The following is a 14,362-nucleotide window of genomic DNA, read 5'->3' as shown; positions in this document are numbered from 1 at the left end:
ACAACGCTGGTTGATTTATTAATGAACGGTGAACGAAGACAGGTGCGATCAGTCGGATGCTTCGTACAGATCCACATCCTCCGAACAGAAAGAAATACGTATAAAAGGGGTAAATAGTTATGGAGAAAAAGAAAATGGGACTTGTCCCGAAACTCATCATCGCAATTATTTTAGGTGTACTCGTTGGGCAGATGAAATTCCTGCCCGAATTTCTGCTTAGACTTCCAGTGACCTTCTCCAGCATTTTCAGCAGCCTTCTGGCTTTCATCATTCCGCTGATGATCATCGGTTATGTGATCATAGGAATTGCAGACCTCACAGAAGGTGCGGGGAAACTTCTGGGTGTCACGACTTTTCTGGCCTACGGCTCCACGCTTCTTGCGGGAACCATCGCCTATTTTGTGGCTTCCACCTTCTTCCCATCCTTCATCAGACCTGAACTGGTGGAAAAGATCACAGAATCCGGAAGCGGACTGTCTTCGCTTTTCTCCATTCCGCTGAGTCCGCTCCTTGATGTGACAGGGGCCATCGTATTTGCCTTCATGTTCGGCATCGGTATTTCCTATCTCAAGGGAAAAGGGCAAGGGGGCGTGATGTACAGCTTCTTCAAGGACTTCAGTGAAATCATCACCAAGCTTCTGCATACACTGATCATTCCGGGGCTGCCCATCTACATCTTCGGTAATTTCATGAACCTCAGCTATTCCGGGGCAGTATTCTCTGTGTTATCCATTTTCTGGAAGGTATTCCTCGTAGTCGTCATCCTGCATCTGTCCTATGTGAGCCTTATGTTCTTTGCGGCAGGGTCCTTCTCAGGAAAGAATCCACTGATGCTCATGAAGAATCAGGTGACAGGGTACGTCACGGCCATCGGTACCCAGTCTTCCGCGGCAACCATACCGGTGAATCTGGAGTGCGCAAAGAAGAATGGTGTTTCCAAGCAGATCAGAGAATTCGTGGTACCCCTGGGTGCGACCATTCATCTGGCCGGAAGCATCATCACCATCACAAGCTGCGTCACAGCGGTTCTTCTGATGTATGGCATGCCACACGGATTCGGACTCATGGCTGGATTCATCTCCATGCTTGGCGTGGCCATGGTGGCAGCCCCTGGTGCACCCGGTGGAGCCATTATGAGCGCACTGCCGTTTCTGACCATCGTGGGCATCGACCCTACAGGAACCATGGGTCAGCTTCTGGTGACACTGTACCTGACACAGGACAGCTTCGGTACGGCGGCCAATGTATCCGGTGACAATGCCATCGCAGTGATCGTGGATGAAATCTACCATAAATACATTGTGAAGAGAGCGCCTGAAGTGGAAGCGGCCGAGACGGCATCCGTCAGCAGCTAGTTTGAGGCAGGGAAAGACATCTTGTGGAATGGAGTCCATGGGATGTCTTTCTCCTTTGCAGGAAGAAAGGGATGGTTTCAGCGGATATGCAATTATCAGTTTTGGAGCGGTTTCCTTGTATTTTCTGAAGGTCAAATCGTTTACGAAGAGGTTTTGTGCAATTTCGGGAGAAAGGTGTTGCGTAATGGTTTCATTGAAATTAAAATGGTTGAAATGAATGAAATAAATGAGGACGGTATGATGGAAAATAAAAGAGAAGAACTTAAGAATATCAGAAGAATCGTGATCAAGGTGGGTACGTCCACCATCGCCCATCCAAGCGGACTGATCAATCTCTATCGGATGGAGCATCTGGCCAGGATGCTTTCAGATCTGAAAAACAGAGGATACGAAGTGGTGCTGGTCTCTTCGGGCGCCATCGGTGTAGGTGCTCAGAGAATGCACCTGGCGGAGCGACCAAGGGATATTGAGGGTAAGCAGGCGGCCGCTGCCGTGGGCCAGGTGGTGCTCATGAACATGTATCAGAAGTTCTTCCAGGAATACAACTATCAGGTGGGACAGGTTCTGGTGACCAAGCAGGTGGAGACGGACAAAGTCATGAACTACCATGCCAGAAACACCATGAATGAGCTTCTGAAGAACAAGATCGTACCCGTGGTCAATGAGAATGACACCATCTCCACCGATGAGATCATCTTCGGAGACAACGACACCCTGTCGGCGGTGGTGGCAGCCCTGGTGGATGCGGATCTGCTCATTCTTCTCTCGGACATCGACGGACTCTACAGCGATGACCCCAGAATCAATCCACTGGCGAAACTCATTGACAGAGTGGATGTCATCGATGAGCACATCGAAGCCATCGCAAAGGATTCTTCCACAAAGCTGGGCACCGGGGGCATGATCACCAAGATCAGGGCGGCCAGGTATGCCACGGAGAGAGGCATCCATGTGGTTCTGGCCAATGGAAGCCGGAACGAGACCATCGAGGAGATTCTGGGCGGCAAGGTGCTGGGCACTTTATTTTTAGGGGGGAAGAAGAAATGATCGAACATCTGGGCAGACAGGCGAAAGCCGCTTCAAGAAAACTGGCAAGACTCGGTACCGTGGAGAAGAACAGGATTCTTTCTCTACTTGGTGAAAATCTCATGAAAAGAAAGGAAGAGATTCTTGCGGCCAATGCCGAGGATCTTTCAAGAGGGAAAGAAAACGGATTATCCTCTGCACTGATGGACCGGCTGCTATTAAATGAAGAGCGCATCCGATCCATGAAGGATGGTCTTCTGACCGTGGAGAAACTGGATGATCCTGTGGGCGAAATCAGGGAAATGAAGACCTTGCCAAATGGGCTGAAGGTCGGAAAGAAAAGCGTGCCCCTTGGCGTCGTGGGCATCATCTATGAATCCAGACCCAACGTCACCATCGATACGGCAGCCCTCTGCCTGAAATCATCCAACGCGCTGATTCTGAGAGGGGGGAAGGAAGCCATCTCCTCCAACAAAGTGCTGGTTGAGATTGTGCAGGATACATTGAAAGAGCTGGGCCATGATCCCTTCATGGTACAGCTCATAGAGGATCTTTCCTATGAGACGGCAGGGGAATTCATGAGAATGAATGCATACCTGGATGTGCTGATTCCAAGAGGAAGCGCCAAGCTGATCCAGCGTGTGGTGAAGGAAGCCACAGTGCCTGTCATTGAAACAGGTGTGGGCAACTGTCACGTGTTTGTGGATGAAAGTGCTGATTTTTCCATGGCTCTTGACATCATCGTCAATGCCAAGACCCAGAGGACAGGGGTGTGCAACGCCATGGAATCCCTCCTGGTACATGAAGCAGTGGCCGATGCCTTTCTTCCTGCGCTTTTTAAGACCCTGAAGCCCTATGGCGTAAAGGTCATGGCCGATGAAAAGGCCAGACAGATCATCCCTCTGTTTCTGGAGGCGACAGAAGAGGATTATGCGAAGGAATATCTGGACCTGGCCATGTCTCTGAAGACGGTGAAGGATCTAAGAGAAGCCATGGACCATATCGAAAAATACGGGACTGGTCATTCCGAGGCCATCATCACCAAGGACTACGACCATGCCATGACCTTCACGGATGAAGTGGACGCGGCAGCGGTCTATGTCAATGCATCCACAAGGTTCACCGACGGTTCTGCCCTGGGCATGGGCGCTGAGATGGGGATTTCCACCCAGAAACTTCATGCGAGGGGGCCTGTGGGACTGAAGGAGCTGACCACCACGAAATACATCATCTTCGGAAACGGTCAGGTGAGACCGTAACATCAGAAAAATATTCTAGAAAATGCACAAATCCCTGAAGGAGTAGCCAGGCTTTCCCTTCAGGGATTTTCTTTATAAGATATTATCAGCTTAAGACCTTGAGTTTACTGAATTCCTTATCCCGAAGGAGCCTTCGGGCGGATTCTCTGAGATAGTCGGAATGGGGCATGAGGCCGTGATCCAGAAGACGGATCAGGGAAATGGCTCCATGGAGTGAGGATAGATGGGAATGCTCGCTGTAGTTCACGGTATTCTTTCTGACAACCACATAGGAAGACTTTCCGATCTGCAGCACTTTGAATCTCCTGTGGTAAAATACAACTCTTGACATCGTATAATCCCTCCTCGAATGAATCAGAATATTCCATCTATATTTATATTATAATGGATTACTGGGTCTATTTGGTTAAAATGAAGTGAAAAACGCTTTTTTTTTTATGTTTCCTGTTCACAAATCCCGAGTGAAATGGTATGATTTAAAAGAACTGTGAAGAAAGTACTTAAGAATTTTGACCTAGGTCAAAGTTTTCGCAATAAAGAACAGATTATAATGGAGACAGATTGAAAGCAGGGGGTGAATGTTTTGACCATTGATATCAAGGACAGCGTCCAGGAGATTGTCATGAAATGTCCGGAATCGGCAGATGTACTGAAAGAACTGGGCTTCGATCAGATCGTGAACCCAGTGATGCTGAAGACCATGGCGAAGTTCATGACACTGCCCAAGGCGTCTAAAATGAAAAACATCCCCATGGACAGAATCATCGATGCTTTCAGAGAAAAGGGAATTACTGTAGCAGATCCGACCAATGAAGAACAAGTGGAGGGAATATGAGTAACGTAATCAATAACAGAGAAATGAGCGACAGCAACAGGGACAAAAGGCAGGAACTTTTAAAAGGCATGATTCTCAAGCTTCATCAGGGTGTATCCCCGGAAGAAGTGAAGAAAGAGTTCAGAGAGCATTTCACAGGGGTATCCTCCTATGAGATCACTCAGATGGAGCAGAATCTCATCAATGAAGGCATGACCGTGGAAGAAGTGCAGAATCTGTGCGATGTCCATGCGGATATCTTCAAGGGGTCCATCGATGAAGTGCATACAAGAAGCAAAGAAGAGGAAAGCATCGGTCATCCGGTGCGTGTCCTGAGAGAAGAGAACTACGCTCTGAGAAATCTTCTGGACGAGGACATCCTGCCCAAGCTTGATACCTTCATCAATCATCCTGAAGCGCCCATCAAGAACATGCTTCTCCAGGACATCAACATGCTCTGGGACATCGACAAGCATTATTCCAGAAAAGAGAACATCATCTTCCCGTACATGGAAAAATACGGCATGAGTGCACCACCGAAGGTCATGTGGGGTGTGGATGATGAAATCCGAGCCTCCATCAAGGAGATGAAGCAGCATATCATCGATGAGAATCGAGAAGAACTGCAGAAGATGGCGTATCCGCTCATTGAGAGAATCAAGGAGATGATCTTCAAGGAAGAAGAGATTCTCATTCCGATGATTCTCGAGAAATTCACAGAAGATGAATGGCTGGAAATCGCCGATGACAGTGAAGAAGTGGGCTACTGCCTGGTTTCTCCGGAAGGAAAATGGACACCGGACAGAGTATCCTTCATCGGTGGCGTCAAGAAGAAGAAGGAAGATACACCAGATGGAAATGTAAGATTCGGCATCGGATTCCTGACGGTGAAGGAACTGGAAAAGATTCTCAATGCCTTGCCTGTGGATGTGACCTTCATCGATGAGAAAGACACGGTGAAGTACTTCAACCAGGCCAAGGAAAGAATTTTTGCAAGAACCAAGTCCGTCATCGGACGTACGGTTCAGAACTGTCATCCGCCCCAGAGTGTAGGCACAGTGGAAAAGCTTCTGGAGGATTTCAAGTCCGGTGCAAAGGATGAGGAAAGCTTCTGGATCAATTCCAGAGGAATGTTCATCCTCATCACCTACTATGCCATCCGAGATGACCAGGGCAAGTACATGGGTACACTGGAAGTGACTCAGAATGTCAAGGGCATCAGAGAGCTGGAAGGCGAAAAGAGAATTCTGGCGGACTAGGCCTCAAGTAGTCACCGGAGTTCGTTTAGAAAGATATACCAACCCCTTAATAACAAATACGGAAAAATCATGGCCAAGCAGAAGATTTCTGCCTGGCCGTTTTTCTTTGTCTGGCATCTGGATTCATCTGAAACCAGGTGTTTTAGGTGATGGATCCTTTTCTCACGGAGAAGAGAAGGGCGGATGATATCGAATTGGAGTTAATTTCAGAGGGGATTTAGGATATAATGAGAAGAAGAACTTTGAGAGACACAGGGGGAAGATAGAATGAATCAAGCGGATAAGCAGTACCTGGCCATTGTAAGAGATATTCTGGACCATGGCTATTATGACACGAACAGAACAGGAGTGAGCACCTACAAACTGCCTCACAAGATCATGCAGTTTGACCTTTCCAGGGAGTTTCCGATTCTCACATCGAAATTCGTGGGGTTCAAGACGGCGGTGAAGGAGCTTCTCTGGATCTACAGAGACCAGTCCAATTCCGTCCTGAAGCTGCAGGAGGAGAATGTCCATATCTGGGATGAGTGGATGAAGGAAGACGGGACCATCGGTACATCCTACGGGTGGGTGGTGAAGGAGTACAATCAGATCGACAAGCTGATCAGCAGCCTGAAAAACGATCCGCAAAACAGAAGAATGATGCTGAATCTTTGGCAGATCCCGCATCTGGAAGGCGGATCCCTGTATCCCTGTGCCTTCATGACCATGTGGGATGTGACGGATGATCGTCTGAACTGCATGCTGGTGCAGCGCTCCGGAGACATTCCTCTGGGGGTGCCCTTCAACATGACCCAGTATGCGGTGCTGGTGCATCTCATTGCTCAGGTCACCGGCTACAAACCAGGACTCTTCACCCATGTGATCAACAATGCCCATATCTACGAGAATCAGGTGGAGGGCATGCAGGAGCAGCTGCGCCGCGGAGAGGCTCCGGATGCGCCGAAGCTCTGGATCAATCCTGAAATCAGGGACTTCTACGACTTCACCATCGACGACATCAGACTGGAAGGCTATGAACATCTGGGGAAGATCAGAATGGAGGTGTCCGTATAATGCTGAGCCTCATTGTTGCCACCACGGAGGAGGGCGTCATCGGAAAGGAAGGAACCCTCATCTGGAGAATCCCCACGGATCTGCGCTATTTCAGGGAGAAGACCATGGGGAAGAAGATGATCATGGGCAGGAAGACCTTTGAGAGTTTTCCAAGTCCGCTTCCAGGAAGAGAGCACATCGTGCTCACGAGAAAGAAAGACTATGATGTGCCCGAAGGCGTCAGGCTGATCCATGATTTCAGTGAGGTGGATCCCTATCTGGAAAGCGACGAGGAAGTGTTCATCATCGGGGGAGGAGAGATCTTCAGGCATTTTCTTCCTCTCTGTGAAAGACTCTACATCACCTGGGTGAAGAAGGAGTTTGAAGGAGATACCTTCTTCCCGGTGGAAGAGATCAGACCCTTCACGGAAGTGAAACGAGAGACCGTCTTTGATGTGGCTTCCGGCATCGAAGTGGATTTTACTATCTATGAAAGAAAGGATTCCAGAAGTAGAGCAGAATAAGTGGAGAAAAGTCTTTGTTTAGCGAAGCGAGGAGAGAGAAGATGATGGGAAGAAAGATCGGTACCGGACGCACGGCAGAGGTCTACGAATGGTCCGAGAACAGAGTGATCAAACTGTTTTATCCTGGGGCGTCTCTGGAAGAGGTCAACCGTGAATATAAGATCCAGTCTCTGCTTCAGCGGGAACTGCCCTTTCTGGCAGAAGTCTATGGTCTGGAGAAACTGGGTGAGCGGATCGGACTTCTCTACGAACGGGTCCAGGGAGAAAGTCTTTCTGCAGAGATTTTCCGGAATCCGGGGAAGATTTTCGCTTATGGCCAGCTCATGGGGAGAATCCAGTGTGACATCCATCAGGTCACACTTTCTAGTCTTCCTTCCGTCAGGAAAAGCATCCGCGGCATCATCACCGGATCTGCTTATCTTCTGGAGAAGGAAAAGGAAGTGCTTCTTCGGATCCTGTCACATCTGCCGGAAGGGGAAGCGGTGTGCCATATGGATTTCCATCCGGAGAACATCTATGTCAGCGAGGACCGTGTCACGGTTCTGGACTGGATGACGGCAGGAAAGGGGCATCCTCTTGCGGATGTGGCGAGAACCCAGATGATTCTGAAGTATGCGCTGCTTCCGGAAGCTTCTCTGGAAGAGAGACAGCAGATGGATGGGGCAAGAAAAGAGCTCCTCAGGGGACATCATAAAGGCTACTTTCCTCAGGGGATGAACAGGGAAGAAGCGAAGCAGCTGAAGGTGTGGGAAACAGTGCTGCTTGCAGCCAGGCTTTCTGAGCATCTTTCTGAAGGGGAAAAGGCGATGATTTCGAAGGTGCTTTCCAGCCGCCTGGAGGAAATCCAGATTCCGTGAGACAGGAATGGAATAGATTGCAAAAAAAAAGAGAACCTCGGATTTCAGAGAAATGACATCCGGGGTTCTCTTTGTACAAGGAATCCTCACAGGAAAAGGAGCTTCTACAGATCTGGATTCCTGCTGAGATAGAGCACATGTTTCTTCAGGGGACTGCTTTTCAAAATGCTGGGATGATCAAACTCCATGATCTTCGTCATACCGATTTTTCTCATGACATTTTCGGAAGGATGATTGATCTTCGCAGTGAAGCTGTAGACTTCAGAAAGATTCAGTTCTCTGAAGCCATAGGCAAGACAGGCTCTGGCTCCTTCCGTGGCATAGCCCTTTCCCCAGGCGGATGAGGAGAGTCTCCACCCGATTTCGATGCAGGGTGTGAACGGAGAAGGAAAGCTGGCTTCATGAAACCCGATGTAGCCGATGAACTGACCGCTTTCCTTCACTTCCACGGCGTAGAGACCAAGTCCCAGCCGCTTGAACTCCTCCCTGATTCGTTTATAGAAGAGAGCGGTCTCCGCTTCCGTGAGGGTTTTCGGAAAATACCGCATCACAAGGGGGTCTCTATTCATTTTCTGAAACATCTCCAGGTCGGATTCTTTCCAGTCCCTGAAGAGAAGTCTCTCACTTTCGAAGTAATTCATCGCGCACCTTCTTTCCAATGTTCTTTCTGTTTCTAGTTTCCGTTCTCCACTCTTCTGTCGTGAACCAGGCTGATGAAGACAAAGGCGATGCCGAAGAAGAATGCGCCATAGGCGAACACGACCTTGTAGCCGATGGCATCGATGAGTACGCCCAGCAGAGGAGGGGAGATGATGTTGGCGATGGAGGAGAAGAGATAGTATACGCCCGTATAGGTTCCGAGAAGACCCACGGGACTCATATCTGCAACGAGGGGATAGGAGTTGATGTTGATGGATGCCCAGGAAAATCCGATGCCCAGGAAGAGGATTCTCATGATGAGAAGCATGTTATCCATGGCTGGATTCAGGAAAAAGATGGTGCTCATGAGGAGCACTGCACCGATGATACCGATCCGGATGGTATTCTTCTTTCCGATCTTCGTGCCGATGAGCCCGGCGGGAATGGCGAAGATCAGGAAGGAGAGAGAAATGAAGGACAAGGTCAGTGTTGCTTCGGAAGGTCTGATGCTGAGGTAGCTCTGGGCATATTTGGTGAAGAAGGTCTCCACGCCGTTGAAGCCGATGAACCAGCTGCAGATGGCAAGAAGCAGATACCGGGTGCTTCTGTCCTTGAAGGCGATGCCCAGTCCCTGGGCCAGGTTTCGTTTTTCCTCCGCAGCTTCATAGTGCAGCACATCTCTGTGCTCCTTGATTCTTGTGAAGAGGACGATGAAGGAGAAGAGGATCAGCACTGCGGAAAGGAGGAAGGGATACCCTTCGTTCATCTCATAAAGCTTTCCGCCGATGAAGTAGGCGATGAGAGAGCCGATGCCGCCCATGAAGTTGATGATGGAATTGGATTTGGAGCGGTTGGGTTTTGCCGTGATGTCGGGCATCAGGGCAATCACGGGAGAGCGATAGATGCTCATGGACAGGTTCATGAATAAGAGTGCGAAGATCAGGGAGAAAAGGGTTCCGGTATTGGGGATGAGGAACATGAACAGGGCTGCCAGAGGCATACCAATCATGATGAAGGGCATTCTTCGGCCGAAACGGGTATTGATCTTATCGGAATAGAACCCCACCGTGGGTTGAATGAATAAGGCCAGATAGTTGTCGATGGTCATGATGAAACCTATGAGTGCCGCGCTCTTGAGGTAATTGCCAAGAAGCAGGGGCATGAATGCGTTGTAGACACTCCAGGTGATGCTGATGGCGAAAAATCCGAAACCGAGAATGAAAGTCTTTTTGTAGTCCAGTCTGTTTTCCATACCTGCTTACAGCTCCTTCAGTTTGCTTAATAATTCTTTCGGGTGATCCGTGATGAGACCATCCACACCCAGGTCCTTATAGTAGGGAACCTGACTGGGGTCGTTGACGGTCCATAGATTCACTTTGACATTTTTTCTGTGGGACTCTTCCACAATGGTCCTGTCCATGGCCATGTAGTATGGATGGATGTAGTCGGCACCAAAGGTCAGGGCATAATCATAAGGCTTGTAGAGCCCGGACTGGTAAAGGGGTGCAACCTTCGCGTCAGGGTTCAGTTCTTTCAGCTTTGCCAGAGAGTAGTGATTGAAGCTTGAGAAGAGGATACGCGGAAGAAGACCTCTTTGCGTCACCACTTCAAGGAGTTTCTCCTCGATGCCCGGATAGAGAAGAAATCCCATCTTGATTTCGATGTTCAGGATGATCTCAGTACCTTCCAGAAGATCCAGCAGTTCAGAGAGTGTGGGTATTTTCTCTCCTTTAAAGGCCTCTCCTTTCCACAGACCGAAGTCATGCTGAAGAAGCTCTTCATAGGTAAGGTCCTTGACCATGCCTTTGGCGTTTGAAACACGGCTGATTTCCTCATCGTGGGTGAGGACAAGGATGCCGTCTCTTGTCAGGTGTACATCCGTTTCAATGCCATGAACACCCAGATCCACAGCGGACCTGAAAGCGGACATGGTGTTTTCCGGATAGATAGAGGAATTACCTCTATGTGCATAGATGAGCATAGGATACCTCCAGTTCAAGGGGCTGAGCCCTTTGTTTCTTTCTATCTACATTATACTAGCATTTGCATTCTGTTGTTCTATTTTTGATACAGTTATCAGCGAATTTACAATACGTTCTGATTTTCAGAGTGTAGAGTGGAGATATCCTGAAAACCAGAACAGTTTTTTCCTTTTCCCCACAAATAAAAATCTGGTTTGATATAATGAAAGATGTCGTAAAATGAAAAAGAAATGAAGGTGAAGAAATGATCAGACAATTTATAGAATACTATAAGCCCCATAAATGGCTTTTTTTCCTGGATATGTTCGCTGCCACCCTGGTGGCGGTGACAGACCTTATTTTTCCCCAGGTCACAAGAACATTCATCAATGATATCATACCGGATAACAATATGGAGCTACTTGTGAAAATCGCCATCGCCCTGTTCTTTCTCTACATACTCCGGTTTTTCCTGGATTATATTGTAGGGTATTATGGACATCTTCTTGGCGTGAGAATGGAATATGATATGAGAAAGGATATGTTCCATCATCTCCAGAAACTGTCCTTCAAGTACTATGATGAGACCAAGACCGGTCATATCATGTCAAGACTGGTCAACGACCTGAATGAAATATCGGAGCTTGCCCATCACGGTCCGGAAGATATCTTCATCTCGGGCCTGATGCTTCTGGGGTCCTTTGGGCTGCTGCTTGGCATCAACGTGAAGCTCACGCTCATCGTGTTTTCCATTGTTCCGTTTCTGGTGATCTTCGCCATCGTCTACAACAGCAAACTGAGACGAACCTTCCGCCAGATGCGGGAAAAGCTATCGGACATCAATGCGGGGCTGGAAGACTCCATATCCGGTGTGCGTGTGGTGAAGTCCTTCACCAACGAACCATTTGAAGAAAAGAAGTTCGACCACGGAAATGAAAGCTTCAAAATTCTAAGAGGTCGAAGTGTAAGACATCTGGGCATCTTCACGGGTGGCATCAACTTCTTCTCTAATATCCTGAACCTCACAACCCTGGCTTTCGGTGGATATTTCCTTTATAGAGGAGAAATCGAGACCGGGGACCTCTTTGCCTATATCATCTACATGGGGCTCATGATCCAGCCGGTGAAGAGACTGGCAAACTTTGTGGAGCAGTTCCAGAGGGGGATGGCAGGATTCAGAAGATTTTCCGAAGTCATGGCTGTGGAGCCGGATATCAGAGATAGGGAAGATGCGCAGGATCTCATGGATGTGGAAGGACGGGTCCGTTTTGAAAATGTGGCCTTCTCCTATGGAGACCGGGAAGCGGTTCTTAGAAACATCAATCTGGAAGTGCCTGCAGGACAGACCATTGCCATTGTGGGACCCAGCGGTGTAGGAAAAACCACCTTATGCAATCTGATCCCAAGGTTCTATGAAATCGACAGCGGAAAGATCCTCATTGACGATCAGAACATCCAGGAAGTGACCATGGAAAGTCTGAGAGGAAATATCGGCATCGTGCAGCAGGATGTGTTCCTCTTCACGGGTACGGTCTATGAGAATCTACTTTACGGAAATCTCGATGCGTCGGAGGAAGAAGTCATGGAAGCGGCGAAAAAAGCCAACGCTTATGAGTTCATCATGGCCATGCCCCAAGGGTTCCAGACCTATATCGGAGAGCGAGGCGTGAAGCTTTCGGGCGGTCAGAAGCAGAGACTCTCCATCGCAAGAATGTTCCTGAAGAATCCCCCAATCCTTATCCTTGACGAAGCGACATCGTCTCTGGATAATAAGAGTGAAGCGGTGATTCAGGAATCCATCAGCGAACTGGCCAAGGACAGAACCACCTTCGTCATCGCCCATAGAATGGCGACCATAAGAAACGCACAGAGAATCATTGTACTGACGGAGAAGGGCATAGAAGAGGAGGGGAACCACGCTGAGCTCATGAAGCTTCGGGGTGAATACTTCAAGCTCTATAACTCTCAGTTCAAACCTTCTGAGGTCGTTTAGTCTGGTTCAGTAAAGAAAAAAAGGAGAACAAAATGAAATTAATTTTTGAGATGTTTATCTCCTTCTTCAAGATCGGTGCTTTCACCATAGGTGGCGGTTATGCCATGCTGCCTCTTATTCAGAGGGAAGTGGTGAAGAACAAGAAATGGATCAAGGAAGAGGATTTTCTGGATATGGTGGTGGTGGCACAGTCGGCACCAGGACCATTGGCTGTAAATATCAGCGTCTTTACAGGATATAAGGTGAAAGGGATCCCTGGCCTCATATCCACAGTGCTTGGCGCAACGCTGCCATCCTTTATGATTATCATTCTGGTGGCATCGGTTTTCATCGGCATTGAATCCAACCCAATCGTGGAGAGCATATTCAAGGGTATCAGACCTGCAGTGGTTGCGCTCATCGCCGTGCCCGTCATCAAGCTGGGCAAATCCGCCAAGGTGAACAGGAAGAATTTCATTCTTCCTGCAGCGGTTGCGGTGCTGGTCGCTTTTCTGAAGGTCAATCCGATTTATGTGATCCTTTCACTCATGGTCATCGGAGTGGTTGTAGTAGTAGCAAGGAGGGGAAATAATGGCAGTACTCATTGATCTATTCATCACCTTCTTTAAAATAGGACTTTTCAGCTTCGGTGGCGGCTACGCCATGCTGCCCATGATCCAGAGAGAAGTGGTGGACATCAACGGATGGCTCACCAGAGAATCCTTTCTGAACATCATCGGAATCAGTCAGGCCACGCCAGGTCCCATTGCAGTGAATACTGCCACCTATGTAGGATTCAAGACCTCAGGGGTCATTGGCTCAGCCTTTGCGACTTTTGGTGTGATCCTTCCCTCCGTCATCATCGTCTATGTCATTGCAAGGCTGTTCATGAAGTACAAGGACGGGATCTATGTGCAGAGCGTTCTGAAGTTCATCAGGCTTGGGGCCATCGGCCTCATCGCCGCAGCGGCGCTCTCCTTAATGGGTGATGTATTCGTGAATATCCCAAGTGTCCTTATCTTCATCGCTGCGTTCTTCGCCAGCTACAAACTGAAAATGGATCCGATTCTTATGATTGTACTCGCAGGGTTCATAGGATTCATCCTATTCTGATAAGAAATCATGAACGAGCAGGAAGCCGGTTTTACCGGCTTCTTCTGCGTTTCTGTGAAGCAGATTTAAATGTAAAGTGAATAGACCATTAACAAATCCGTTTTTCATTGTAAAGTGAATGTTAATCATGTATTATAGAAGAACACGGACGAGATATGAAGCGAAATCGGGCAATGCGTATGTGTATTTCATTGAAAATCAAAGGGTATGGAAATTGTAGTAAATTTACTTATTCTTTTGAGAAATTTGCACAAATATGTGTTGACAGATGATTTGAAGCCGTGTTATTATAGACAAGTCGCTTGAGACAAGTGACAAGAAAGAAAACAACAGTTCTTTGAAAATTAAACAGAATATAGGTAAAAAACCAAAGTACCTTTTCGAGAAATCGAGAAAACATCTTCGAGCAATTAGAAGATGAGCAGCCGGGTGACCGGATGCAAAAACACTTCCATCACGGAAGTGGAATTCAAGCAATTGAATTCAAAGCTAGTGTAATGAATAGCTAGTTCAAACTTTAAAATTGAGAGTTTGATCCTGGCTCAGGA

Annotated in this window: 15 protein-coding genes; 11 read left to right on the top strand and 4 right to left on the bottom strand. The window is 48.1% G+C overall.

The annotated features are described in order from the left end of the window. Positions 1–119 precede the first annotated feature (119 nt). The 3 genes from J3A84_RS06020 (at position 120) to J3A84_RS06010 (ending at position 3,640) form a co-directional block, all read left to right on the top strand. Positions 120–1,355 (top strand): dicarboxylate/amino acid:cation symporter, encoded by a 1,236-nt coding sequence (locus J3A84_RS06020; protein WP_207599115.1) that lies wholly within the window; start codon positions 120–122, stop codon positions 1,353–1,355. 240 nt (positions 1,356–1,595) lie between these two features. Next, a complete protein-coding gene (proB, locus tag J3A84_RS06015; RefSeq protein WP_207599350.1) occupies positions 1,596–2,402 on the top strand; it encodes a glutamate 5-kinase in 807 nt (268 codons plus the stop codon). Further along, the gene (locus J3A84_RS06010) at positions 2,399–3,640 is read left to right on the top strand and encodes a glutamate-5-semialdehyde dehydrogenase (protein WP_207599114.1); all 1,242 of its coding nucleotides are present in this window, start codon (positions 2,399–2,401) and stop codon (positions 3,638–3,640) included. Before proB ends, J3A84_RS06010 begins: the two co-directional genes overlap by 4 nt. 85 nt (positions 3,641–3,725) lie before the next feature. Here the strand turns inward: J3A84_RS06010 and J3A84_RS06005 are convergent, their stop codons facing one another. Next, positions 3,726–3,971 (bottom strand): hypothetical protein, encoded by a 246-nt coding sequence (locus J3A84_RS06005; RefSeq protein WP_207599113.1) that lies wholly within the window; start codon positions 3,969–3,971, stop codon positions 3,726–3,728. A gap of 252 nt (positions 3,972–4,223) precedes the next feature. Between J3A84_RS06005 and J3A84_RS06000 the strand changes: the two genes are divergently transcribed. From J3A84_RS06000 to J3A84_RS05980, 5 genes are all read left to right on the top strand, one after another. Next, positions 4,224–4,475, top strand: a complete 252-nt coding sequence (locus J3A84_RS06000) for a DUF1858 domain-containing protein (protein ID WP_242694049.1) — start codon at positions 4,224–4,226, stop codon at positions 4,473–4,475. Continuing rightward, positions 4,472–5,713, top strand: a complete 1,242-nt coding sequence (locus J3A84_RS05995) for a DUF438 domain-containing protein (protein WP_207599112.1) — start codon at positions 4,472–4,474, stop codon at positions 5,711–5,713. Before J3A84_RS06000 ends, J3A84_RS05995 begins: the two co-directional genes overlap by 4 nt. Before the next feature lie 267 nt (positions 5,714–5,980). Then, positions 5,981–6,769 carry a thymidylate synthase gene (locus J3A84_RS05990; RefSeq protein ID WP_207599111.1) on the top strand — a complete coding sequence of 263 codons (789 nt, stop codon included), beginning with the start codon at positions 5,981–5,983 and terminating at the stop codon, positions 6,767–6,769. Then, a complete protein-coding gene (locus J3A84_RS05985) occupies positions 6,769–7,272 on the top strand; it encodes a dihydrofolate reductase (protein ID WP_207599110.1) in 504 nt (167 codons plus the stop codon). The genes J3A84_RS05990 and J3A84_RS05985 overlap by 1 nt, the downstream gene beginning before the upstream one ends. Positions 7,273–7,286: 14 nt before the next feature. Then, a complete protein-coding gene (locus tag J3A84_RS05980) occupies positions 7,287–8,129 on the top strand; it encodes a phosphotransferase family protein (RefSeq protein WP_207599109.1) in 843 nt (280 codons plus the stop codon). Between the two features lie 104 nt (positions 8,130–8,233). Here J3A84_RS05980 and J3A84_RS05975 read toward each other — a convergent pair whose 3' ends face one another. From J3A84_RS05975 to J3A84_RS05965, 3 genes are read right to left on the bottom strand one after another with little or no spacing between them, the layout of a single operon-like run. Then, positions 8,234–8,770 (bottom strand): GNAT family N-acetyltransferase, encoded by a 537-nt coding sequence (locus J3A84_RS05975; protein ID WP_207599108.1) that lies wholly within the window; start codon positions 8,768–8,770, stop codon positions 8,234–8,236. Positions 8,771–8,802: 32 nt separating this feature from the next. Then, positions 8,803–10,020 (bottom strand): SLC45 family MFS transporter, encoded by a 1,218-nt coding sequence (locus tag J3A84_RS05970; RefSeq protein WP_207599107.1) that lies wholly within the window; start codon positions 10,018–10,020, stop codon positions 8,803–8,805. Between the two features lie 6 nt (positions 10,021–10,026). After that, positions 10,027–10,749 carry a glycerophosphodiester phosphodiesterase gene (locus J3A84_RS05965; RefSeq protein WP_207599106.1) on the bottom strand — a complete coding sequence of 241 codons (723 nt, stop codon included), beginning with the start codon at positions 10,747–10,749 and terminating at the stop codon, positions 10,027–10,029. Positions 10,750–10,994: 245 nt separating this feature from the next. On the opposite strand from J3A84_RS05965, the gene J3A84_RS05960 reads away from it, so the two are divergent. From J3A84_RS05960 to J3A84_RS05950, 3 genes are read left to right on the top strand one after another with little or no spacing between them, the layout of a single operon-like run. Continuing rightward, positions 10,995–12,722 carry an ABC transporter ATP-binding protein gene (locus tag J3A84_RS05960; protein WP_207599105.1) on the top strand — a complete coding sequence of 576 codons (1,728 nt, stop codon included), beginning with the start codon at positions 10,995–10,997 and terminating at the stop codon, positions 12,720–12,722. A gap of 32 nt (positions 12,723–12,754) precedes the next feature. After that, complete coding sequence (locus J3A84_RS05955) at positions 12,755–13,309, top strand: chromate transporter (protein ID WP_207599104.1); 555 nt, start codon at positions 12,755–12,757, stop codon at positions 13,307–13,309. Next, positions 13,293–13,814, top strand: a complete 522-nt coding sequence (locus J3A84_RS05950) for a chromate transporter (RefSeq protein WP_207599103.1) — start codon at positions 13,293–13,295, stop codon at positions 13,812–13,814. The genes J3A84_RS05955 and J3A84_RS05950 overlap by 17 nt, the downstream gene beginning before the upstream one ends. Positions 13,815–14,362 lie beyond the last annotated feature (548 nt).

It is taken from the genome of Proteiniclasticum aestuarii, from assembly GCF_017368455.1.
GTDB classification, from domain to species: domain Bacteria; phylum Bacillota; class Clostridia; order Clostridiales; family Clostridiaceae; genus Proteiniclasticum; species Proteiniclasticum aestuarii.
Note: the sequence above shows the minus strand (reverse complement) of the source record. Positions and strands in the feature narration are given on the sequence as shown.